This is a genomic window from Brevundimonas sp. BH3, assembly GCF_045345115.1.
Lineage (GTDB): Bacteria > Pseudomonadota > Alphaproteobacteria > Caulobacterales > Caulobacteraceae > Brevundimonas.
Window position 1 is genome coordinate 2,984,791 of the sequence record NZ_CP150796.1, and the last position, 23,811, is coordinate 3,008,601.

Sequence of the window (23,811 nt, forward strand, 5' to 3'; positions counted from 1 at the left end):
AGGATAAATACAAAGGCCCGCTGCAAAGCGGGCCTTTTTCTTATCAGGACAGCCGGTCGGCTTTACGCAAAGACGGGAACACCTTGGCCCAGATGCCGGTGGCCGCTAGCGCACCGGCCCCGCCGAACACCGCCGCGCCAATAGGCCCCAGCAGACGCACCGCCACCCCCGAATAGGCTTCGCCCAGTTCGTTGGAAGCACCGATAAACAGCATCGACACCGACGACACCCGTCCGCGCATATGATCGGGCGTTGCCAACTGGATCAGGGTCTGGCGGACATTGACGCTGATCATGTCCGCTGCCCCGCCGATGAACAGCACCAGCGCCGACAGCCAGACGATTTTCGACAGGCCAAAGGCGATGGTGCAGATGCCGAACACGGCCACAGCCGCAAACATCCACCGGCCACCATTGCGCTGGATCGGATAGCGGCTGAGCCAGAAGGCCATCAGCAGAGCGCCCACGCCAAACGCCGCCCGCAACAGGCCGAACCCTTGCGGGCCGACATGCAGGATGTCGCGGGCAAAAATCGGCGTCAGTAGCGCCACACCGGCAAACAGCACCACGATCAAATCCAGCGAGATTGCACCCAGAACGATCTTGGTCTTCCAGACATAGGACAGACCTTCACGCACCAGTTCAACCGGCGAAACCTTGGGGCCAACCTCGGGTTTGCCATGGGTTTTGATCAGGATGAAACAGGCGATGGCCAGCAGAAACAGCCCCAGCGACGAGGCATAGGCCAGCGGCACCGTCACCCCGACAATCACACCGCCAAGGGCCGGTCCTGCAATCGCGCCGGTCTGGAAGGCAATCGACTGGGCTGCGATTGCCGCCGGCAGGGCTTTACGTCCCACCACCATCGGCAGGAAGGCCTGTGACGCCGGAGCCAGAAACGCCCTTGCAGCGCCAAACAGCGCCGCGACCGCCAGCAGTCCCCACAGTGGCGGATTGCCATGCATGGCCATGGCCAGAAAGCTACCCGCACAGACCATCTCGACAACAAGCGACAAGGTCACCGTGTGCTTGCGGTCGCGCCGGTCGGCCATGGCCCCAGCGGGCAAGGTAAAGGCCAACAGCGGCAGGAACTGGCACAGGCCGACCAGACCCAGATAAAGGCTGGCCTGTTCAATCGGATGGTCGCGGCGGGCGATCTCGTAGACCTGCCACAAGAGGGCCGAGGACTGGATCTGGATCGCCAGAACCGCCACCACACGCCCCAGCCACAAGAGCCGGAAGTCGCGATTACCCCACGGACTGGAGGGCTCTTCGTGGTCGATTACAGGATCGATTTCTGGGTCGATTTCTGGCGCAGACGGCGTCGAAACAGTCATATCAAACGAAAAATCTCTGTCAGAACGGGAAAGGACAGCACAAACGCCCTTCTCCTTTATGTGTTTCCCTGCCTAAAGCATGGAGCCATGAACACCGCATCACTTTCCGTCATCGATCCTGTCGAACTGACCCGCGACCTGATCCGCCGCCCAAGCGTTACCCCCGCCAACGAGGGCGCGATGGAGGTACTGGAGCGCGCGCTGACGGGGCTAGGCTTTCACTGCCGCCGCATGGTGTTCGAGGGGCCGACCGGTGAAGGCGTCGATGCGCCTATCATCAATCTTTATGCTCGTCGTGGCACAACCTCGCCCAATATCTGTTTTGCCGGTCACACCGACGTCGTGCCGACCGGTGCTGCCGAGCAGTGGACTGCCGCCCCATTCGAGGGCGAGACGCGCGACGGCATCCTGTATGGCCGTGGTGCCGTGGACATGAAGGGCGGGATTGCCGCATGGGTCGCGGCCCTGTCGCGTCTGCTGCAAGCGAACGAAATCGACGGCTCGCTGTCTCTGCTGATTACCGGAGACGAGGAAGGCCCGGCCCTTCACGGCACCAAGCGCGTGGTCGAAACCCTGATGGCCGAGGGCGAGGTTATTGACGCCTGCATTGTTGGCGAGCCGTCATCATCGGCGCAACTGGGCGACATGATCAAGGTCGGCCGTCGCGGCTCGATCAACTCCTGGTTCACCGTTCACGGCAAGCAAGGCCACGTCGCCTATCCCGAACGGGCCGCCAATCCTGCGCCCGTCATTGCCAAGCTGATGGCGACGCTGACCGACCGCGTACTGGATGACGGCTATCCGTCTTTGAGTGCGATCGCCGCCCATACGGAAAACGGTTCACCGCGCACAGGCTTCCCGCCGTCGAACCTCGAAATCACCACCATCGATATCGGCAACGCGGCCACCAACATCATCCCTGCCAAGGCGTTTGGCCGCACCAATATCCGCTTCAATCCCAGCCATACGGGCGAGGCACTGGCGGCGTGGATCAATAGCGAGGTAGGTCGCCTGCAAGCCGATACGGGCCTCAATATCGAGGTCGAACACATGATCTCGGGCGAGGCCTTCCTGACCGAGAACACGACCTTTATCGGCGCGGTGCAGGATGCGGTAGAAAAGGTTTGCGGCCGCCGCCCTGTCGCCTCGACCACCGGCGGCACGTCCGATGCCCGCTTTATCCGCTATATGTGTCCGGTACTGGAACTGGGTCTGGTGGGCCAGACCATGCACCAGATCGACGAGCGTGTGCCCGAACAGGAACTGCGTGATCTGGCCGACATCTATGTCGAGGTCATCCGCGCCTTGTTTGCCCGCCTAAAGTAGACCTGACAGGAAGGCGATGGCCGATGCGCTGTCGCCTCGCCCGCCACGATAGACCGACGTCACCGCATCCCCACCATAGGCGCGGGGATGGGTAAAGGTGGCATCCGGCCCGTCGCCATGGCCCAAGAGCGCAAGGCCGCTGATGTCGCGCGGCTGCATACCGACCACGGCCAGATAACGTCTGTCGGCCACCGTCAAAAGCGCCGCATCTGCTTCTGTGCCTATGCCCCACAAGGCGATCCGGCCATCCAGTTCCAGTGCCTCGGCATGGGTTTTTAAATAGCTTATGGCGCGGGCTACATCGGAGGTGTGGGCGGCAAAACCGTGGCGACCTTCGCGGCGGTCGGTGATGGCCACACTGATGCCGCGTCGTACCAGTTCGCGGGCGCTGCGCATGAAAAACGCCGTGTCCTGCCCCCTGTCACCCAACAGGACCACAACGGGTTTCGCCCCCACGCCTCGGCCATCAACCAGTCTCAGGGTTTGGCGGGAATGAGGGCCATAGGCATGACGATCTTGTGCCCTCGCCATTGCGGGTGCTGCCAGCACAACAGCCCCTGTTGCCAGACATAATCCCCGCCGCGTTACACCCGAACCCTGCATTCCGCCTTTAGGGACGACGGCAACAATACACGCAAGAAAAAAGGCGCGGGCCATCTCCGGTCCGCGCCTTCCTTCACTCAGGCCTTACGGCTTATTTGTTCAGATGCTGCTCCAGCCAGCCAAACACTTCGTTGTGCCACTGCATGGAGTTGGCCGGTTTCAGAACCCAGTGGTTCTCGTCCGGGAACATCACGAAACGGCTTTCGATGCCCTGACGCTGCAAGGCGGTAAAGGCCGACAGGGGCTGTGCAGTCGGAATGCGGAAGTCCAGATCGCCCTGAATGACCATCATCGGGGTCTTCCACTTGGCCACGTGGTTGGCCGGATTGAAACGCTGATAGCCTTCCGGATTTTCCCACGGCGTACCGCCGTTTTCCCACTCGGTGAACCACAGCTCTTCGGTGGCAAAGCCCATGCCGAAGGTGTCGAACACGCCGTCATGGTTGACCAGGCATTTGAACTCGTCGGACCAGTTTCCGGCGATCCAGTTGATCATATAGCCGCCATACGACGCCCCCAGCGCACAGGCATTATTGCCGTCGAGGAAGTCGTATTTTTGCTGTGCGAAGGCCCAGCCCTTTTGCAGGTCTTCCAGCGGGCGGTCGCCCCAGTGCTGGCTGATCGAGTCCGTAAAGGCCTGACCGTAACCGGTCGAACCGTGGAAATCGATCATCACCACCGCATAGCCCGCACCGGCATAGGTCTGGGCGTTCCAGCGGAACGACCACGAGTTGCCCATCGAGCTTTGCGGGCCACCGTGGATGATGAAGGCGACCGGATATTTCTGGCCTTCGACATAGTTGACCGGCTTGATGACATAGCCGTGGACGGTTTCGTTATTCCAGCCGGGGAAGTTGAACTGCTCGAACTCGCCGAACTGTTTGGCATCCAGTTGCGGGTTCACATTGGTGATCTGGATCGGCATTTCGCGACCACGGAAGGTCTTGGTGTACAGCTCCGACGGGCGGCTCAGGCTGTCGATCGACAGCACGAAACCGCTATCGGTCTGTTGCACGGCACCGACATGGCCTTCGCCCGTCAGCGGCACGACCGAGCCATTGCGGGTATCGATCTGGAACAGCTTGGTATTGCCGACATCACCGGCCACCACGAACAGGCTGTTACCATCCTTGGACCATTGCAGGCTGTCTGCCGAACGATCCCAGTTGGCAGCGATCTGGCGCACAGTGCCCGACTGCATGTCGCGCAGGAAGATGTTGAACTTGTCGGCCTCGAAGCCCGGACGCGCCATGGCGCGATAGGCCAGTGTCTGGCCATCCGGCGAGAAGACAGGGCCGGTATCCCATGCCGGATTGCTCTCGGTCAGGTTGGTCAGTTGCCCCGGTGCATTGGTGGCCACCGAATAGAGGTCGAAATCGGTACTCCACGGTTCGGAGCGTCCCGCTTCACGCGCCGAGAAGATCAGGCTTTGGCCATCTGGCGCAAAGGTGAACTCGCTCTCGTCGCCGAACGGCTTGGACGGGGTATCGCCGTCAAAACCCTTGGTGACCCAGACCGGATCACCGGCATTGGCACCCAGACCGACCACGAACAGGTGGTTCTGGGTATGGTCGTTCCACGTGTCCCAGTGACGCACGAACATGCGGTCATAGACCTTGCCGGTCGATTTGCGCTCGGCTTCCGAAGCCGCGCGTGCCACCGAAGCCGCAAGGTTTTCGGCGTCGGGATAAACCGCCAGCGACACGGCTATGGCAGTGCCTTGTGCGTTGACGCGATAGGCGTTCACATCGGTCGGCAGGTTGGTGACTGCGGTGGCTGTCTCGCCCTTGTCCTTGGACACCCAGACCTGGGACGAGCCGCCACGCGAGGACAGGAAGTACAGGCTGCCATCGGCACCCCAACGCGCGGTGTTGGCACCGCCGTCCGAGATCGGCAGGCGCTTGGCCTCGCCATCACCCTTGAGCGACTGGATAAACAGCGACGACGAGCGGCGGTTGGCGTCTACATCCGTGCGGGTCACCGAATAGACCACCCACGCACCATCGGGCGAGACCTGCGGGTCGCCCAGACGGTTGGCCGGGATCATGTCCTGATAGGTAAAGGCATTACCCGCAGTTGCCGTCGTGGTGGCGGCGGCCGGAGCAGCAGCCATCTCGGCCATGGCGGGGGCCGCTGCGGTCAGCAGGGCAACGGCGCTAAGGCCGCAAAGGAGGTGGGACAGGCGGCGCATGGGCGCTCCCTCTAGTTGGGACAGTCAGGCTGGAAGGCCTAACACCCGATGCGCCGCCCGCAAACCTCAGATTAACGTGAAGAGCCGGTGTATTTGGCCGTCCAGTCGAGGATTTCCTGCTGCCAGTTCACCCATGCCTTGGGTTCCAGCACCCAGTGATTGGCATTGGGAACGTGGACAAATCGGCTGTCGATATCCAGACGCTGCAGCGCCGAGAAGGTCGCCAGCCCCTGCTCCATCGGCACGCGGAAGTCGCGCGAACCATGCAGGACCAGCATCGGCTTCTTCCAGTTACCGGCATAGGTTTCGGGGTTTTGCGCGTCATAGACCGCCTTGCGGTCCCATGTCGCGCCCTCGAACTCGTGGATGAAGGTGCCGATATCCATGGCGTTCATCAGTTGCGGCACGTCAAACACGCCCGCATGGTTCACGAGGCACTGCCATGGCTCGTTCCACTTGCCGGCGATCATATTGACCATATAGCCGCCATAGGACGCGCCCAGCGCACAGGCACGGTTGGCGTCGATAAAGCTGTTTTGCGCGACGGCCGCTTCCCAGCCCTTTTGCAGGTCTTCCAGCGGGCGGGTGCCCCAATTGCTGTTGATGGCATCGGTAAAGGCCTGACCATAGCCGGGCGAACCATGGAAGTTCACCATCACCACCGCATAGCCCGCGCCGGTATAGACCTGCGGATTCCAGCGGTAGGACCAGCTTTCTGTCCATGGCGATTTCGGTCCGCCGTGGATCAGATAGACCGTCGGATATTTCTGGCCCTCGACATAGTTGGCCGGTTTAAACACCCAGCCATGGGTCTGTTCGCCATTCCATCCGGCAAAGCGGATTTCGTCAGGGCGTGACGGGTTGATGGCGGCCAGAGCCTCGGTATTGTGGCGGGTTATCTGGCGCGTCTCGCCACCCTTTTGCACGAACAGCTGGGTCGGCGAGGTAAAGCTTTCCAGCGCATAGACGACCGTGCCAGCGCGCTCGTCATACTCGTTGACCTGACCGATGTCGGTCAGGGTCTTCACCGCTCCCGTGCGGGCGTCGATCTCGAACAGGCGGTTCTGGCCTTGGTCGGCGGCGGTGGCATAAAGCGCACGACCGTCCGAGCGCCATGTCAGGTCCGACGGCCCACGATCCCAGTTGGTCAGGGCGCGGGCATTCTGGCCATCGGCATCGCCGACCATGACCACCGGCTGGTCACCGCCGACATTCTCGCGCGGGCTGGCCAGCCATGCCAGACGGCGACCGTCGGGCGACAGCACCGGATTATAGTCCGGTCCGGTATGGCCCTGCGTCAGATTGACCGGCGCACCACCGGAAAGCGACAGGCGGTAAAGGTCGTTATTATTGGTAAAGGCATTGCGATCCCCCAGCAGCTTGGTCGAGACCAGTAGCGAGCCGTCACGGGCGAACTCGATACCACTGACACCGAAATCGGCATCCAGTCCCTGCGTCAGGCTGCGGGCAGTGCCCTCGGCCAGACCGGACGTGTTCAACGGCTGAACATAGAGGTGCGATTTCTTGCCGTCATACCAGCGGTCAAACACGCGCAGCGGCATCTGGTCATAGACAGTCTGGGTGTCTTTGGCGGCGGTGTCCGAGCGCGTCTTGGTGCACTCCAGCGTGTCGCAATCGGCAAAGACCGAAATGCCGAGGATCAGCGAGCGGCCATCAGGCGACAGGCGAAAACCCGAGACGCCCACTGGAAGGCTGGTCACCTGAGCGGCGGCATTACCGTCCGCATCGGTGCGCCAGACCTGATTGGAGCCACCACGCGAGGAGGTGAAATAGATGGAACGGCCATCTACCGACCATTCGGGGTTAGAGGCTCCACCTTCCGACACCGCCAGTTTGCGCGGCTCGAAGCTGCCGTCCACACTGGCGATCCACAGCGACGAGGCCGATTTATTGGCGTCATAATCAACGCTGGACACGCCATAGACGACGCGTTTGCCATCGGGTGACAGAACGGGCGAGGACACGCGGTCCATCGTCGCCAGCGTCTTGAGGTCAAGTCCGCCCGCCACGGTGTGACTGGTGGCGACCGGTGCGCTCGCCACCTGTGGTGCCGCCTCGCTTTGCGCCCAAACCGGCGTAGCCATACCCAGCAAGGCCACCGCTGCGGTCGCCATCATCCATTGTGCACGCATCTGCCTGCCCCCTCCGATAAAACATTGCGACCTGTGTAGGACGATGAAGTCCGTTTCGCCAAGGCGCTTGCCCATGGCTGCGACTAAAGCGACAACCATCCTATGAGCCAAAGCGAGCCCCATATTGTCGATGTGCTGATTGCCGAACGCGCCCCGCGTCTGACGGGGTCATGGGTTTGGCCGATCGTGCGTCCCATACTTTATGCCGTGCTGGGCTATCCCAAGGCCGTGGCCATGGCCAGAGCTATAGAGCCTTTATCGGGCGTGGATGCGCTGGCCTATATGTCGGACCTGTTGAAGCTACAGGTCAAAACACAGGGCCTTGAAAACCTGCCTGCCAGCGGCCGCTGCGTGATCGTCTGTAACCACCCGACCGGCATTGCCGACGGTGTGGCCATGTATGACGCCATCAGACGGGTGCGCGATGATGCCATCTTCTTTGCCAATGCCGATGCCCTGCGCGTTGCGCCGCGTCTGGCCGAGACGATTATTCAGGTGGAATGGGTCCATGCCAAACGCACCCGCGAAAAGACCCGCAACACGCTGAACGCCGCCAAACAGGCCTTTACCGACGAGCGATGCGTGGTGATGTTCCCCGCCGGTCGTCTGGCCCGTGTCGAACAAGGGGTACTGATAGACGAACCGTGGGAAAGCTCGGCGGTGTCGCTGGCCCGCAAACACAATGCCCCCATTGTGCCTGTCTATATGACCGGCCCGTCCAGCCGCCTGTTCCACCTGTTTGACAGGTTCTCGCGCGAGCTTCGCGATGTGACCCTGTTCCACGAGCTTTTGAACAAGCAGGGGCGGGGTTTTATCCTGACGTTCGGAAAACCTGTCCTGCCCGAACAACTGTCCATTGACGCAGACCAAGCCAGCCTTCAGCTAAAGACCTATATCGAGCGCCAACTGGCCGCCCAGCCGAACGTCCCCTTTTCCCCATGATACTGCATCTCGCCGATGCCGAGGCGACCACCCGCCTTGGCCAGACCCTTGCCCCCCTATTGCAGGCCGGCGATTCCGTCCTGCTTTACGGCCCGCTGGGCATGGGCAAATCCACTCTGGCGCGCGGCTTGATCCGCGCACTGACCTCGCCCCATGAAGACGTGCCCAGCCCGACCTTTACCCTCGTGCAGTTTTACGAGAGCGAGCCGCCCGTCGCGCATTTCGACCTTTATCGCCTGAACGATCCCGAGGAGGCGTGGGAGATCGGTCTGGACGAGGCGCTGGATGACGGCTGCGTTCTGATCGAATGGCCCGAGCGGCTGGGGGATGACCCTGCACGTTTTCTCGGCCCCGACATTTTGACCATTACCCTCAAGGAAGAGGGCCTGTCCCGCCTTGCGACCGTATCTGGCGCAGGCCGGTGGAAAGAGTTGAGTAATGACCTTGGCCTGTGAGCGCGAAACCCTGAAACTGGCCCTGCTGGCACAAGCAGGCCTGTCGGATGCCGAGCGCTATCCGCTGCCGGGTGACGCCTCGACCCGCCGCTATGAGCGCATCATCGCCCGTGATGGCCGCCGCTTTATGCTGATGGATCAGCCGCCCGCCTTTGAAAGCCAGCCCTGCGATCCGTCATGGAGCGCCGAGGAGCGCCACGCGAACGGCTGGAACGCTATTGCCCGTCTGTCGGCAGGACGTATTGAAGCCTTTGTGGCGGTGGCCGAACACCTGAACAGCCTTGGCCTGTCGGCTCCCGCCATTCCGGTTCTGGACGTGGCCAATGGACTGGCCCTGATCGAGGACTTTGGCGACGATCTGTTCGCCCGCGTCATCGAACAGGGAGCGGACGAAGAACCGCTTTATCTGGCCGCCATCGAGGCGATGGTCACCCTGCATGAAGCCGGTCTGCCGCCTTCCATCCTCAAGGGCTCTGCCGGAGACTGGCCGATGCTGGCCTATGACGCGGTGGCGCTTCAGGGCGGAGCCGACCTGTTCGTCGAATGGCTGCCGAAATACGACACCCGCGTTGCCTTTGACGATGCCGCGATTGCCGAATGGCGCGCCGCATGGGCTCCGGTCGTTCAAGCGGGTGCCGAGGGCGCATCGGTGATGGCGCACCGCGACTATCACGCCGAAAACCTGATCTGGCTGTCGGGCCGTACAGGCGGTGCCCGCGTCGGCATGATCGACTTTCAGGACGCCGTGATCGCCCACCCCAGTTGGGATCTTCATTCCCTGCTTCAGGATGCCCGCCGCGATGTGTCTCCCGCACTCGAGGCCAAGGCGCTGGAGCATTATTTCGCGATGCGTCCCTCGGTGGACCGCGCCGCCTTCATGGCCAGTTATGCGGGCCTTGCTGCGCTTAACGAAGCGCGCATCATCGGCATCTTTGCCCGCCTGATCGCCCGCGATGACAAGCCGCGCTATGCCCAGTTCCTGCCGCGTATGTGGGGCCATCTGAACCGCAATCTGCAACAGCCTGCGCTGGCGAGCGTCGCCGCATGGTTCGACAAATACGTCCCCGTAGAGGTGCGCCAATGACTATGGCTCCCAAGACCGCAATGGTGCTGGCCGCAGGGCTTGGCACCCGTATGCGCCCGCTGACCGATGACCGCCCCAAGGCGCTGGTCGAGGTCGGTGGCCGCGCCCTGATCGACCATGTGCTGGATCGTCTTGTGGCGGTCGGCGTCGAGACGGCCGTGGTCAATGTCCACTGGTTTGCCGACCGGCTGGAACAGCATCTGGCCCAACGCCATGATATCCGCATTGTCATTTCCGACGAACGCGAAGCCCTGCTGGAAACCGGCGGCGGCCTGAAAAAAGCCAAGCCTCTGCTGGGAAATGATCCGGTGTTTGTCGCCAATATCGACAGCGTCTGGATCGACCGTGGTGATGCGCTCAATGACCTGATCGCCCTTTGGAACGAACAGGGGGGCGAACAGAAAATGGATGCCGCCCTGCTGCTGGCGCGCCGCGAAGGCGCTATCGGCTTTGACGGGGCAGGCGATTTTTCGGTCGCAGACGATGGCCAACTGGCCTTCCGTGGAGATCGGGCCGAGGTGCCGTTCGCCTATATGGGCGTGCATATTACCCGCCCGAACTATGCTGATAATGGACCGGACGGGGCCTTTTCGCTCAGCCCCCTGTGGCGGGCCTCGGCGCAAGCGGGGCGTCTGTTCGGTACCGTCATGGACGGCGATTGGATGCATGTCGGCGATCCGCAGGCGCGTGACGCCGCCGAGGCCAAGCTGGCCAAACTAGACTAAACCTAACAGGGGGCAGGCATGACATTTGATCCGTTTTCGGGGGTCGCCCCGCGCTGGTATGCCATTGCTGCCCACCGTCCGTTCCTTGAGGATCTGGCCGCAGGTGTTCTGAACTGGCTGGGGGAGCGCCCGCCCGAAGAGCTGTCGGACGCCACCATCCTGCTGCCCAACCGACGTGCCGCGCGGGCCTTTACCGCCGCCCTGTCCAAGCTGTCGGCCGATACGCCCGTCCTGTTGCCGCAGGTGCGCCCGCTGGGTGATCTTGAGGAAGACGAGCCACCGTTTACGCCAGGTGCGCTGGGGCTGGACCTGCCGCCTGCCATTCCGGCCCTGACGCGCCGGTTCGAACTGGCCAAGCTGGTGACCCGTCATTACGACAGCGACCTGCGCCCTGTTCAGGCACTGGACCTTGCCGATGCGCTGGGCCGTTTTCTGGATTCCTGCCAACTGGAAGAAGTGCCCGATCCGGGTCTTGTCGCCGGTCTGGTCGAGGGAGAGATGGCCGCCCACTGGCAAAGGTCCGCCGAGTTTCTGGCCATCGGCGTCGAGAAATGGCCCGAACGCCTGAAAGAAATGGGGCTGGTTGACCCGTCGTGGCGCAAGGCCACCCTGCTGCGCCGTCTTGCCGAACTGTGGGACAAAGAGCCTCCGACCCAGCCGGTGATCGTCGCCGGTTCCACCGGCACAGTTCCCGCCGCCGCCGATGTTCTGGGGGCCGTCGCGCGCGCACCGCAGGGCTGTGTCGTCCTGCCCGGCCTTGATCTAGATCTTGAAGAAAAGGTCTGGGATCAGATCACGCAGGAAAACGAACAACACCCCCAGCGGGCACTGAAACGCCTGTTGGAACGCCACGCCGTTGAACGCCATCAGGTGCGCGAATGGTACCGGCCCGAACTGGCGGTCGATGTCCTTCAAAAGGGCATGGCCCGCCAGCGCCTGTTGAACGAAGCCCTGCGCCCTGCCGACGCCACGGGGGACTGGCGTATCGCCATTTCCGAGCTGCGGGCCCGCGCCGCCGATACCGGTCTTGAACCGATCAAGGACGGCTTGGAGGGACTGAGCATCCTGCCTCTGCGCCACGAGGAAGAGGCCGCCGCCGCCATCGCCCTGATGATGCGCGAGACGCTGAACACCCATGGCAAGACCTGCGCCCTTGTCACCCCCGATCAGGAACTGGGCCGCCGCGTTCAGGCCCGTTTACAGCGTTGGGGCATTACCGCCGATGCCTCGGCTGGTCTGGCTCTTAACCGTATGCCGGCAGGGACGCTGGTCGAACTGGCCGCCCGCTGGATCAAGAAACCGGCCCATCCGCAGACCCTGTTGGGCCTGCTGAAACACCCGCTGGTGCTGCTGGAGGGTGAAGACAGCGAGGCACTGGTTCGCGCGCTTGAACGCTATGGCCTGCGGACCTCCGAACACCCCGATCTGGAACGGTTGAAAGCCTATCTGGCCAAACGCAAACCGCGCAGCGACGCCAGCGAGAGCGACAAAGACCAACAAAACGCCCGCACGCAAAAACTGGTCGAGTTTGTCGAGCGGTTGGAGGCGCTCAATGCCATTGGCCGCGAGCCATTTGCGGCCTCGGACACCCTTGGGCTGGATCAGGCTGCCCGCGCCCTTACGGCTCTGGTCGAGGCTCTGGCCGGACAGAATGCATGGGCCGGTCCCGATGGCGAACAGGCCGCCAGCCTGTTGTCCAATCTCATTCAGGGCGGTGCGGCCCTTGGTGCCGTCAGTGCTGCCGATCTGAAGGAAATGGTGCAGGGCCTGCTGGCCGATACCGTGGTGAGAACGGGCGGGGCCACCCATCCGTCCTTGCGTATTTTGGGGGCCATCGAGGCGCGTCTGGTGCGGGCCGATGTGATGATCCTTGCCGGGCTTGAAGAAGGCGTCTGGCCGCAGGGTGCTCCGGTCGATCCCTTCCTGTCGCGTCCGATGCGAAACGCGCTGGGCCTGCCGCCTCCCGAACGCCGCATCGGCCAGAGCGCACAGGATTTCGTGCAGGCCGCTTGTGCGCCCAATGCCATCCTCGTTCACTGTGAGCGCCGCAGGGGGCAGCCCGCCGTGCGCTCGCGCTGGCTGTGGCGTCTGGACATGCTGACCCGCGGAGCCGACAGCGACACCACCCCCGTCAAGCTGGCCACACCCGACCATATTGCCGACTGGACGCGGGCCATCGACGCGCCGCTGCGCGATACGCCCGCCTATGCCAAGCGCCCCGCGCCGACCCCGCCGGTGGAGCGCCGCCCGCGCGAACTGCCCGTCACCAGCGTCGAGCGTTGGGTGCGTGATCCCTATGCCATCTATGCCCAGCGCATTCTGGGCCTGAAAAAACTGGACCGTCCGGGCGAACCTGCCGAGGCGATGAAGCGCGGCACCGCCATCCACGCCGCCATCGAAAAGGCGACCGGCCTCTACCCCTATGAACTGCCCGACGACTTCGAGCAGCAACTGGCCCTCTTTATTCAGGAGGCCCTACGCGACGAAGGTTTCGAGGATGCCGCAATGGCCCGCGAAGTGCCTCTGAGCCGCATCAGCGCCCGCTGGCTGACCGCCTTCGAGCGCGAGCGCCGTGCCCGCGGTATCGAGATACTGGTCGAACAGAGCGGAGCGCTGACCTTTGATGGCCCTGCCGGTCCGTTCAAGGTCACCGCCAAGGCCGACCGCATCGAGCTGGACGCCGAGGGCGGGGCCATTATCGATTTCAAAACCGGTGCCCCGTCCAGCCAGGCACAGGTCCTTCAAGGCTTTGCGCCGCAGCTTCCGCTGACGGGGGCCATTCTGGCGGCCGGCGGGTTTGGCAATCCCGTCGATCCGACCCAGTTGATCTATGTGCGGGTCATCGGGCGCGGCGAAGGCGGCAAGCTGTCCGATGTCTCCCAGCCCAGCAAGTCCAACAGCGCCAGCGCCGCCCAGATCAGCGCGGGCGAGTTCGAACGGCTGCAAGACGCCGTTGCCCTCTATGACGATCCGGCCCGCGCCTATGTGTCGTGGGAAGCGCCCCAGTTCATGGGTAATTATGGTGGCAATTACGACCACCTTGCCCGTGTGTGGGAATGGATGGTCGTCGGCGGGGCCGACAATAATGACGAGGGGGAATAAGCCATGACCGAGACCCGCACCCCGACATCCGATCTGTCTCCGGTCGAGGCGGCCCGCGCCAGCCAGTCGACGGCGGCCAATCCCGACCTGTCTATCTTCGTCACCGCCAATGCCGGTTCGGGCAAGACCACCACACTGGTCAACCGCGTGGCGCGTCTGCTGCTGAAGCGCGTCGCACCGGGCGAGATATTGTGCGTGACCTATACCAAGGCCGCGGCCTCTGAAATGCAGTCGCGCCTGTTTGAAAAACTGGGCGAATGGGCCGTGGCCGACGATCAGACTCTGGCCCGATCTTTGGCGGCTCTGGATGGCCGTAACCCCGATGATCTGGACCAGAGCGACCTGTCCGATGCGCGTCGCCTGTTTGCCCGCGCTCTGGAAACCCCCGGCGGTCTAAAAATCCAGACCATCCACGCCTTCTGCGAAAAACTGCTGCGCCGCTTCCCTCTTGAAGCGGGCGTCACCCCCGCCTTCAAGGTGCTGGAAGATCAGGCCGCTGTGCAGTTGTCCAAAGAGGCGCGCGACGAGCTGGCCCGCTATGCGCTGGAACATGCCGACGGGCCTGTCGGTCTGGCCTATGCCCATTTTGCGGTCGCCCTCGACTTTGCCAGTTTCAACGACCTATTGGGCATGATCGAAGCCAAGCGCGAGAGCCTTAGCACCTATATGGACCAGATCACTTCGGGCGCAGCACCGTCGCCGCGCGAAGTGACCGGTGCAGGCGACCAGCCCGCCGAAGAGATTGCCGCCGAGTTCATGCGCTATCTCTCCGTGGAAGAATGGCGCGATGCCGCCGCCGTCATGGAAACCGGCGGGGCCAATGACGGCAAGGTTGCCGCCGCCATGCGAGCGGCGCTGCCCGTCTGGACGTTCGAGAGTCTTGAAAATGTTTTCCTGACTGCCAGCCCTCCGCGCGGGCCTCGCGCCAAGATGGCGACGGCAAAAATCCCGCCTGCCACAGTTGATTTCCTGACCACGCTTCAGGACAAGTTCGTCGCCACCCGCAACCGTTTGTTTGCCATCAAGGTGGCCGAGGAGACCGAGCACCTGCTGGCGCTGGCCCGCGTTCACCGCGCCTTGTACGAAAGCCACAAGGCCGAGGCGGCGGCGCTGGACTTTACCGATCTGGTCGGACGCACCGCCGAACTGCTGACCCAGCGCACCGATGCGGCATGGGTATTGTACAAGCTGGATGGCGGCATCGAGCATGTGCTGATCGACGAGGCGCAAGATACCGCCCCCGAACAGTGGGAAATCATGCGCGCCCTGACCGAGAGCTTCTATGCCGGTGACGGCACGGAACGCGAGCGCAGTATCGAGCGCACAGTCTTTGTCGTCGGTGACGAAAAACAGTCGATCTATTCGTTCCAGGGGGCTCGCCCCGAGCGCCTGCGCCAAGAGGCCAAACAGTATGAAACCCGCGCCCTCAATGTCGGGCGCAGCTTCCTGCCGGTGGACCTAAACACCTCCTTCCGCTCGACCCGCGATGTGCTGGAATATGTGGATGCGGTGTTCGACCATCCCGAGCGCACCCGCGCCCTTGTCGGGGTCGAGGCCGATATTCCACCCCACCTTCCCGCGCGTGACGGACAGGCCGGATGTGTCGAGCTATGGCCGCTGTTTACCGATCCTGAAAAGGTCGAAAAACAGGCATGGTCCGCCCCTGTCGATCAGGAAAGCGAGGCCAGCGGACGCAAGAAACTGGCGCGGGCGCTGGCGCGCGAAATCCGCGATCAGGTGGCCAATGGCTCGGGCATCTGGGATTTCGACAAGGCGCGCGGTCCCTATTATCGCCCGGCCCGCTATGGCGATTATCTGGTGCTGGTGCGCCGCCGCGATGCGACGTTCGAAGAGATTATCCGTGCCCTGAAGATGGAGGGCGTGCCCGTTGCGGGGGCCGACCGCCTGAAGCTGGACGAGCATATTGTCTTTGACGACATGCTGGCCTTGGCGCGCTTTGCCCTGTTCCCGTCCGATGATCTGTCACTGGCGGAAATCCTGCGTAGCCCGTTCTGCGATGTGCCGGACTTTGGCGAACCGCATGATCTGTATCATCTGGCCGAGACCGGTACGCGAGGCAGCCAAAGCCTGTGGGGTACCCTGCAAGCCCGCAAGGACGCGCACCCGCAATGGCGCGAGGCCCACGACCTGTTGCAGCGTCTGGTAGCCGCCAGCCAAGGTGATCCCTTCACCTTCTTCTCGACGGCCCTGAACCATGTGTTCGACGACGGCCGCTCGGGTCGTGGTCGGATCGTGGACCGGATGGGCCGCGAGGCCGAAGAGGCCATCGACGAAACCCTCGCCCAGATTTTAAGCGCCGAGGAACGCGGCGGGCATGATCTGGAAACCTGTCTGCGGATGCTGGAACAGAGCGCCGTCGAGGTCAAACGCGAGATGGAGGGTGCGCGCAACGAGGTGCGTGTGATGACCGTCCACGGCTCCAAGGGGCTTGAGGCCCCTGTCGTGATCCTGCCCGACACCACCTCCAAGGCCAAACCGCAGGGGCCGCGCCTGATGCCAATCCCTGCCGGTGATGCGGGCGAGGTCTGGCTGATGTGTCCGCGCAAGGACGAGGATTGCGACGCCTCCAAGGCCGCCCGCGAACTGCGCGAGGCCCGCACCGACGAGGAATCCTTGCGTCTGTTGTATGTGGCCCTGACCCGCGCCCGCGACCGTCTGATCATTATGGGCCGCGGCCTCAAGAGCAAGACCGGCTATCAGGAAGGATCGTGGTGGGACATTCTTCAGCAGACCTTCCTGAAAGCCGCCGAGGCCGGACACGTCTCGACCGACGGTGATGGCCGTGCGCGTATGGGCACCTTGCCCCCCCTGATGGCCCCCGAGCAGCGTTTGTCGGCCAAGCCTGTGGCCCTGCCCTCATGGCTGGCAGATCCGGCCCCCGCCGATGCGACAGCGCGCTTTTCAGCCCCGTCGCAGATGGAAGGTAAGAAGCGTATTCCGGCCCCATCCCCGCTGGCCATGGCTCCGAGCGGCGGTGCGGCTTTGGGCCGTTTCCGTCGCGGCGATCTGGTTCACCGTCTTCTGGAACGCCTGCCCGATATCGCCCCCGCCACGCGCCGCGAGGCGGCCCAGCGTCTGTTGTCCAAGGAAATCGATCTGGACGATGCCCAAAGGGCCGAGATGATCGAGGCGGCCTTCAGCGTGCTGGACGATGCCCGCTTTGCCCCTGTGTTCGGGGCCGGATCGCGCGCCGAAGTGGCCCTGACCGGCACCGCGCCCGAACTGCCCCAAGGGGTCAAGATCAACGGCCAGATCGACCGTCTGGTCATCACGCCCGAGCGCGTTCTGGTGGTGGACTACAAGACCAACCGTCCCGCGCCTGACAAGCTGGAGGAGGTTGATCCGGCCTATCTGACCCAGTTGGCCGTCTATGCGGCGGTCTTGCGCCAGCTTTATCCGGATCGTCCGGTCGAGGCGGCGCTGGTCTGGACCGACGGGCCCAAGCTGATGCCGGTCACAAACGATGTCCTGATGGCCTCGCTGGGCTGAGCGCCATTGATTAACGGATAAAACTGCCCCACATCACAGGGGAAGCGGCGCGGCCAAGGTCCATATCTTGCCCGCGCCCACACAGAAGAAAGAGACGATTATGGCCACGCTCAAGGTCACTGACGACAGCTTTGAAACCGACGTCCTGAAGGCTGCAAAGCCGGTCCTGCTGGACTTCTGGGCCGAATGGTGTGGCCCGTGCAAGCAGATCGGTCCGGCTCTGGAACAGCTGTCGGACGAGATCGGCGAGAAGGTGACCATCGCCAAGTTGAACATCGACGACAGCCCGATGACTCCGTCCAAGCTGGGCGTCAAAGGCATCCCGACCCTGATGTTGTTCAAGGACGGCCAGATGACCTCGATGAAGGTCGGCCCCATGCCCAAGGGCAAGATCGTCGAATGGCTGACCGAAGCCGGCGTCGAGTAAATATAGAAAAGGGCGGCTCTCACGGGCCGCCCTTTTTTAAGGCCGGATGCCTAGACCGGCCATGTTTCGGCAGACGCCCCCAGAACCTCGCCCGCCAGATAAAGACTGCCGCAGATTACGATACGGCCTGCGCCCAGTGCTACGGCACGGTCCATAGCCTCGGCCATGGTGTTCGCCGTCATCGCCTCGAAACCACAGCCCTGTGCCGCAGCAGCAAGGCTTTGAGGTTCGGCACAGGCCCCGTCGAACGGCACGGCGATGACCTTGGCCACGATGCCTTTGAGCGCCTCGAAGAAGCCGCCCGCATCCTTATTGGCCAACATGCCGACAATCAGAACGCTTGGACGCGGCGAACGGCTTTGGCGATCGCCCAGCACGCGCGCCAATGCACGCGCCGCATGCGGATTATGCCCGCCATCCAGCCACAGCTCGGCATCAACCGTCTTGGCCTGTTCGGCATAGGGACCGGCCGTCAGGCGCTGCATCCGTGCAGGCCAGAATACAGATTTTAGACCCCCCGCAATGGCGTCTTCGGACAGGTCCAGTTCCAGCGCGACGGCAATGGCCAGCCCCGCATTGTCGAACTGGTGATTGCCCGAAAGCGCAGGGGCCGGAAGATCAAGGAAACGGATCTGGTCCTGATAAGCCAGTCCGCCCCGCTCGGCGAAACTATCGAAATCCACACCCGCAACAGTCAGCGGCGAGCCGACCTCCTGAGCGCGGCGCTCGATCTCGGCCATGGCCGGTTCGGACTGGCGGGCAATAATGCCCCGCGCACCGGCCTTGATAATGCCCGCCTTCTCGCGGGCCACACCGGCCAGATCGGTGCCCAGAAACTCGGCATGGTCGAGGTCCACCGGCGTAATCACGCTCAGCAGCGGGCGCTCGATAATATTGGTAGCGTCCAGAATACCGCCCAGACCGACCTCGATAATGGCAAGGTCCGCAGGGGTTTCGGACATGGCGACAAAACCGGCAGCGGTCGTGCTTTCAAATACGGTCGCCTGTCCGCCTGTCGCCTCCATCGCCGCTTCGACGCGATCGAGGATTTCGTTCAGTTGTGCGTCGGAAATCAGCTTTCCGGCCAAACGGATACGCTCGTTGAAGCGCACCAGGTGCGGCGAGGTATAGGTGTGGACCTTGAGCCCTGCCGCCTCGGCAATGGCGCGGATCAACGACACCGTCGATCCCTTGCCATTGGTGCCCGCCACATGGATGACGGGCGGCAGGCGGTTCTGGGGATTGTCCAAAGCCGCGCACAAGGCCTGCATCCGGCCCAGCGACAGGTCTATGCGCTGAGGGTGGCGGGCCTTGAGACGTTCAGAAATAGGGTCCAAGGCCACGCCTTTCGTATCGGCCTTAAGCGGCCTTGCGCTTGCCATCCATCAGGATGGACAGGATACGGCCCAGCGTTTCCGGCAAGGCGTGACGGGTCACAACCTTGTCGACCATGCCTTTTTCCTTGAGGTATTCTGCGCGCTGGAAGCCCGGCGGCAGTTTCTCGCGGATGGTGGTTTCGATCACGCGCGGACCGGCAAAGCCGATCAGGGCACCCGGCTCGGCCAGATGCACATCGCCCAGCATGGCATAGGATGCCGTCACACCGCCCGTGGTCGGGTCGGTCAGCACTACAGCATAGGGAAGCTGGTTGGCTTTCAGGTCCTGAATGGCCAGCGTCGTGCGGGCCATCTGCATCAGGGACAGCGCGCCTTCCTGCATACGCGCACCACCGGCTGCGGTGAAGCAAACCAGAGGCACACCGCGCTTCACAGCTTCCTGCGCGGCGGTGATGAAGGCCTCGCCCGCCGCCATGCCCAGCGAACCACCCATAAAGGTGAAGTCCTGAACGATGACCACAGCAGGCGTGCCGTCAATCTTGCCATAGCCGATGGCCATGGTGTCGGGACGCCCCGCCGCCTTGCGGGCCGCAGCCAGACGTTCCTTATAGGGCTTGCCGTCCGAGAAGTTCAGCGGATCTTCGGGCACGTCGGGCGTGGCAATGGCTTCGTATTTGCCGCCGTCAAACGTCGCCTTCAGACGCGTCGGAGCATTGATACGCATGTGACGGCCAGACGGCGTCACCCACAGCGCAGCCTCGAGGTCCGAGCGATAGATCATCTCGCCCGTATCGGGGTCTTTCACCCACAGATTGTCAGGCGTGTCCGTGGCTTTGACCACTTTGCGGACACCGGGGGAAAGGCGCGAAAGCCAGCCACCGCGGGCTTTGTTTTCGGAATTCTTATCGACCATGGGCGCTGTTTAAACGGTTTCCGTCACGGAAGCACTAGTTACGTGCATTACGAACTGCATCAGAAAGGGTGCGTACCTTGGCCAGTACGCGCGGCACAGCCGCCTCGCCCGCCTCAAGGGCCGCAGCGACTTCGTCGACAAGGGCAGAGCCGACCACCACCGCATCCGATACGCGGGCAATTTCGGCGGCACGTTCCGGTGTCTTGATGCCGAAACCGACGGCCACCGGAAGGCCCGTGGCCTTGCGAACGCGCGCAACAGCAGGGGCCACCGAGGCGGCCTGCGCCTCTTTGACGCCCGTCACACCGGCCACCGAGACGTAATAGATAAAGCCCGATGTGCCGCGTGCGATCACTTCGAGGCGCGCATCGTCCGAGGTCGGCGTGGCCAGACGGATCAGCGACAACTGTTCGGCATCCATCGCCGCGGCAAGGTCTGCGGCCTCTTCGGGCGGGCAATCCACCGAGATCAGTCCATCAATGCCAGCCTCGGCTGCTTCTTTGGCAAAGCGGGCATAGCCATAGGATTCGACAGGGTTCAGATAGCCCATCAGGATCACCGGCGTGTCCTGATCGGTCTTACGGAACTCAGCCACCAGATCCATGGTGCCACGCAGGGTCATACCCGCCTTCAGGCCGCGCTGGGCGGCGCGTTGCACGGGCGGGCCCTCGGCCATCGGATCGGAAAAGGCCAGCCCCACTTCGATAATGTCGGCCCCCGCCTCGGGCAGGCCCTTGAGGATTTCCAGCGCTTCTTCGCGGCTGGGATCGCCTGTCATAACGAACGGCACGAAACCCGCGCGATTCTCGGCCTTCAGCTTGGCAAAACGGGCATCAATACGCGACGTCGTCACTGTGCGGTGCCTCCGCTCGGTGCGGCGCAGACATCGCCCGGAATGGTGGCAAAGCCGAGGAAGGCCGGAGCCTCTGCGGCTTGCGGTTTTTCAGTGTCGTAGAAGGCGACCATTTGCAGGCCGTCACAGCCACCGGCCTCGCGGCGCTTGACCAGAATGACGCGGTTGTCGTCACCGTCAGCAGCCAGCCAGCCTTGTTGTTCCAGATGCGCCAGATAGGCCTCGGCCACAGCGCCGGTCTGGTCCATACGCGCCGTTACACAGAAGGCCGGCGCCTTCAAAAGCCCGCCACAATCAGCAGAAGCTACAGCCGGTTCCAGCACCGGAATATCCGACGGGATTGCTACAGCCGCATCCACCACCGGCGGGGCAGTCGTCACAGGGGCGTCTTGTGCGGCCAGCATCAGGCTCGCAGTCATCAGGGAAACCAGCATCACTTAAAGCTCCACGCCAAGGTGTTTTGCGACGGTGAAAATGTCCTTGTCGCCACGGCCCGACAGGACCACGACAATGTCGCCGCCCTTGCCGACTTCGCGGGCAATCTCGCCTGCACGGGCCAGTGCGTGCGAAGGCTCCAGTGCCGGAATAATACCTTCCAACTTGGAGATCATCTGGAAGGCGTCCAGTGCCTCGTCATCGGTTGTCGAGCGATATTCGCCGCGTCCCAGATCATTCAGCCACGCATGTTCGGGGCCGATACCCGGATAGTCGAGGCCCGCCGAAATCGAGTGGCCTTCGAGGATTTGGCCATCGCCATCCTGCAGCAGATAGGTGCGGTTGCCGTGCAACACACCCGGACGTCCGCCCTTCAGCGATGCCGCATGACCGTTTTCCGTTTCCAGGCCGTGGCCTGCGGCTTCGACACCGATCAGGCGCACGATCTCGTCATTTACGAACGGGTGCATGGCACCGATGGCGTTGGAACCGCCGCCGATACAGGCGACCACCGCATTGGGCAGATGCCCCATCTGGGCCAGAGATTGGGCCTTGATCTCCTTGCCGATCACCGACTGGAAATCGCGCACCATTTCGGGATAGGGGGCCGGACCGGCTGCCGTGCCGATGATGTAATAAGTGTCCTCGACATTGGTCACCCAGTCACGCATCGCCTCGTTCATGGCGTCTTTCAAGGTGGCCGCGCCCGCCGTCACGGCGTTCACCTCAGCCCCCAAAAGCTTCATGCGGAAGACGTTCGGCTGCTGACGTTCCACGTCCACAGCGCCCATATAGACGGTGCAGGGCAGACCAAAACGCGCACAAACCGTAGCCGAGGCCACGCCGTGCTGGCCTGCGCCGGTCTCGGCAATGATGCGGGTCTTGCCCATGCGGCGGGCCAACAGAATCTGACCCATGCAGTTATTGATCTTGTGCGCGCCCGTGTGGTTCAGGTCTTCGCGCTTGAGCCACACCCGCGCCCCGCCGAAATGCTCGGTCAGGCGTTCGGCATGATACAGCGGGCTTTCGCGGCCCACATAGTATTTCAGATAGCCGTCCAGCTCTTCCTGAAAACTCGGGTCCGCCTTGGCCGCCTTATAGGCTGCATCCAGCTCGTGGATCAGCGGCATCAGGGTTTCGGGTACGAAACGACCACCATAGGGGCCGAAACGGCCCTGCTCATCGGGCCATGCGTAGGTGTTTTTCAATGGTGCGTTCACGGCAGCAATCTACAGGGAGGAAGACGACGAAATCAGGGCGGTCAGGCCGGAGTTTGACGGGCTGCATCCAGAAACTTCCGGATCAGGGGAATGTCCTTAACACCCGGTGCGCTTTCAACGCCAGAGGAGACATCCACCATAGATGCCCCCGTTATGCGCAAGGCTTCACCCAGATTGGTGTCATCCAGCCCACCCGCGAGGAACCATCTTGCCGGAAGTTCGCGATTAGCCATCAAGGACCAGTCAAAACTGTGCCCCACACCACCGGGCAGCTCGCTGCCCTTGGGTGGCTTGGCATCGAACAGTAAAATATCGGCCGCCTTGGTCCATGCGGGAACAGCCGCAAAATCCGCGTCTTCGCGGATCGGCAGGGCCTTAATGATCTTGGCTCCGGTCAGAGCCCGCACCTCGGCGGCCCTTTGCGGTGTTTCATTGCCATGCAACTGAATGAAGTCGGGCTTTAAAGAGGTGGCGATACGGCCCAGCAGCGCATCGTCGGGATCAACCACCACGGCCACCACCGCTGCGCGACCGCGGGCCATCGCAAACAGCTCGGCGGCGGCTTCAGGTTCGATATGGCGCGGACTCTTGGGAAAGATCACCGCCCCGACATAGGCCGCGCCCCCCGCAAGGGCCGCTTCAAGCGTTTCGGGCGTGGTCAGCCCGCAGATCTTTACCTCGGTCATAGCCGAGGGGTGCGCGACCCTGACCGTTAGGTCAAGGCCGCACGGCGCAGCCAAAGTCAGGGCCGCCTATTTTGAGGCTGATTTTTTAGCGGCTGGCTTTTTAGCCGCCGCAGACGCGCTCTTTTTGGCAGGTTTTTCGCCCGCTTTCGCATCGGCAGACTTCTTGACGGTATCCTTGGGCGCAGCTTTCGGCTTGGCCTCAGGCATGGTTCCCCTATGGGCATGGGCACGGGCTTCCAGCGCCGCGTTCACGCGATCGATGGCAGCAATCAGCTCGGCCTTTTTGTCGTGCGCGCCTGTATCGGGGCTCAATGCGCCTTGCTTGCGGGCCTCGCGTTTACGGCCACGGATCATGCGCAAAATCCGCTCGCGGCGGCTGCGCAACTGGCGGGCCAGTTCGGTCAGTTCGCGATGGGTAAAGCCATCCAACGTCTTCGTCTGATCGACCAGCTTCTTCTCGTTCTCATCAAGCGAGGTTTTTGCAGGTGCCTTCATATTCATCCATCCTGTCAT

Annotated in this window: 19 protein-coding genes; 8 read left to right on the forward strand and 11 right to left on the reverse strand. The window is 62.8% G+C overall.

What is annotated here, in order from left to right:
- Window positions 1-43: 43 nt before the first annotated feature.
- Window positions 44-1,336, reverse strand: a complete 1,293-nt coding sequence (locus tag WEU32_RS14540) for an MFS transporter (RefSeq protein ID WP_406852389.1) — start codon at window positions 1,334-1,336, stop codon at window positions 44-46.
- 87 nt (window positions 1,337-1,423) lie between these two features.
- On the opposite strand from WEU32_RS14540, the gene dapE reads away from it, so the two are divergent.
- Entirely contained in the window at window positions 1,424-2,662 is a 1,239-nt protein-coding gene (dapE, locus tag WEU32_RS14545) for a succinyl-diaminopimelate desuccinylase (protein ID WP_406852390.1), read from the forward strand.
- Here the strand turns inward: dapE and WEU32_RS14550 are convergent.
- From WEU32_RS14550 to WEU32_RS14560, 3 genes are all read right to left on the reverse strand, one after another.
- Window positions 2,654-3,211: a hypothetical protein gene (locus WEU32_RS14550; RefSeq protein ID WP_406852391.1), complete on the reverse strand. Its 558-nt coding sequence runs from the start codon at window positions 3,209-3,211 to the stop codon at window positions 2,654-2,656. The genes dapE and WEU32_RS14550 overlap by 9 nt on opposite strands.
- 145 nt (window positions 3,212-3,356) lie before the next feature.
- On the reverse strand, window positions 3,357-5,456 hold the full coding sequence (locus WEU32_RS14555) for a prolyl oligopeptidase family serine peptidase (protein ID WP_406852392.1): 2,100 nt from the start codon (window positions 5,454-5,456) through the stop codon (window positions 3,357-3,359).
- A gap of 71 nt (window positions 5,457-5,527) precedes the next feature.
- Window positions 5,528-7,609, reverse strand: coding sequence for a prolyl oligopeptidase family serine peptidase (locus tag WEU32_RS14560; protein WP_406852393.1), 2,082 nt, complete (start codon window positions 7,607-7,609; stop codon window positions 5,528-5,530).
- A 102-nt stretch (window positions 7,610-7,711) separates the two neighbouring features.
- Here WEU32_RS14560 and WEU32_RS14565 point away from each other — a divergent pair, with 102 nt between their 5' ends.
- The 7 genes from WEU32_RS14565 to trxA all read left to right on the forward strand — a co-directional run bounded on the left by WEU32_RS14565 (window position 7,712) and on the right by trxA (window position 17,854).
- A complete protein-coding gene (locus tag WEU32_RS14565; RefSeq protein WP_406852394.1) occupies window positions 7,712-8,551 on the forward strand; it encodes a GNAT family N-acetyltransferase in 840 nt (279 codons plus the stop codon).
- On the forward strand, window positions 8,548-9,006 hold the full coding sequence (tsaE, locus tag WEU32_RS14570) for a tRNA (adenosine(37)-N6)-threonylcarbamoyltransferase complex ATPase subunit type 1 TsaE (RefSeq protein WP_406852395.1): 459 nt from the start codon (window positions 8,548-8,550) through the stop codon (window positions 9,004-9,006). The genes WEU32_RS14565 and tsaE overlap by 4 nt, the downstream gene beginning before the upstream one ends.
- On the forward strand, window positions 8,990-10,090 hold the full coding sequence (amgK, locus tag WEU32_RS14575; protein WP_406852396.1) for an N-acetylmuramate/N-acetylglucosamine kinase AmgK: 1,101 nt from the start codon (window positions 8,990-8,992) through the stop codon (window positions 10,088-10,090). The genes tsaE and amgK overlap by 17 nt, the downstream gene beginning before the upstream one ends.
- Window positions 10,087-10,815 carry an N-acetylmuramate alpha-1-phosphate uridylyltransferase MurU gene (gene murU, locus WEU32_RS14580; RefSeq protein WP_406852397.1) on the forward strand — a complete coding sequence of 243 codons (729 nt, stop codon included), beginning with the start codon at window positions 10,087-10,089 and terminating at the stop codon, window positions 10,813-10,815. The genes amgK and murU overlap by 4 nt, the downstream gene beginning before the upstream one ends.
- Before the next feature lie 18 nt (window positions 10,816-10,833).
- Entirely contained in the window at window positions 10,834-13,917 is a 3,084-nt protein-coding gene (addB, locus tag WEU32_RS14585) for a double-strand break repair protein AddB (protein WP_406852398.1), read from the forward strand.
- A 3-nt stretch (window positions 13,918-13,920) separates the two neighbouring features.
- The gene (gene addA / locus WEU32_RS14590; RefSeq protein ID WP_406852399.1) at window positions 13,921-17,427 is read left to right on the forward strand and encodes a double-strand break repair helicase AddA; all 3,507 of its coding nucleotides are present in this window, start codon (window positions 13,921-13,923) and stop codon (window positions 17,425-17,427) included.
- A 100-nt stretch (window positions 17,428-17,527) separates the two neighbouring features.
- Window positions 17,528-17,854, forward strand: a complete 327-nt coding sequence (gene trxA / locus WEU32_RS14595; RefSeq protein ID WP_406852400.1) for a thioredoxin — start codon at window positions 17,528-17,530, stop codon at window positions 17,852-17,854.
- Between the two features lie 50 nt (window positions 17,855-17,904).
- Here trxA and WEU32_RS14600 read toward each other — a convergent pair whose 3' ends face one another.
- The 7 genes from WEU32_RS14600 to WEU32_RS14630 all read right to left on the reverse strand — a co-directional run bounded on the left by WEU32_RS14600 (window position 17,905) and on the right by WEU32_RS14630 (window position 23,793).
- Entirely contained in the window at window positions 17,905-19,191 is a 1,287-nt protein-coding gene (locus WEU32_RS14600) for a bifunctional folylpolyglutamate synthase/dihydrofolate synthase (protein ID WP_406852401.1), read from the reverse strand.
- 22 nt (window positions 19,192-19,213) lie between these two features.
- The gene (locus WEU32_RS14605; protein WP_406852402.1) at window positions 19,214-20,104 is read right to left on the reverse strand and encodes an acetyl-CoA carboxylase carboxyltransferase subunit beta; all 891 of its coding nucleotides are present in this window, start codon (window positions 20,102-20,104) and stop codon (window positions 19,214-19,216) included.
- 34 nt (window positions 20,105-20,138) lie between these two features.
- The gene (gene trpA / locus WEU32_RS14610; protein ID WP_406852403.1) at window positions 20,139-20,957 is read right to left on the reverse strand and encodes a tryptophan synthase subunit alpha; all 819 of its coding nucleotides are present in this window, start codon (window positions 20,955-20,957) and stop codon (window positions 20,139-20,141) included.
- Window positions 20,954-21,391, reverse strand: coding sequence for a hypothetical protein (locus WEU32_RS14615; protein WP_406853465.1), 438 nt, complete (start codon window positions 21,389-21,391; stop codon window positions 20,954-20,956). Before WEU32_RS14615 ends, trpA begins: the two co-directional genes overlap by 4 nt.
- A 3-nt stretch (window positions 21,392-21,394) precedes the next feature.
- Window positions 21,395-22,612, reverse strand: a complete 1,218-nt coding sequence (gene trpB / locus WEU32_RS14620) for a tryptophan synthase subunit beta (RefSeq protein ID WP_406852404.1) — start codon at window positions 22,610-22,612, stop codon at window positions 21,395-21,397.
- A 41-nt stretch (window positions 22,613-22,653) separates the two neighbouring features.
- Window positions 22,654-23,298 (reverse strand): phosphoribosylanthranilate isomerase, encoded by a 645-nt coding sequence (locus WEU32_RS14625; RefSeq protein ID WP_406852405.1) that lies wholly within the window; start codon window positions 23,296-23,298, stop codon window positions 22,654-22,656.
- Window positions 23,299-23,364: 66 nt separating this feature from the next.
- The gene (locus WEU32_RS14630; RefSeq protein WP_406852406.1) at window positions 23,365-23,793 is read right to left on the reverse strand and encodes a hypothetical protein; all 429 of its coding nucleotides are present in this window, start codon (window positions 23,791-23,793) and stop codon (window positions 23,365-23,367) included.
- Window positions 23,794-23,811: the final 18 nt, after the last annotated feature.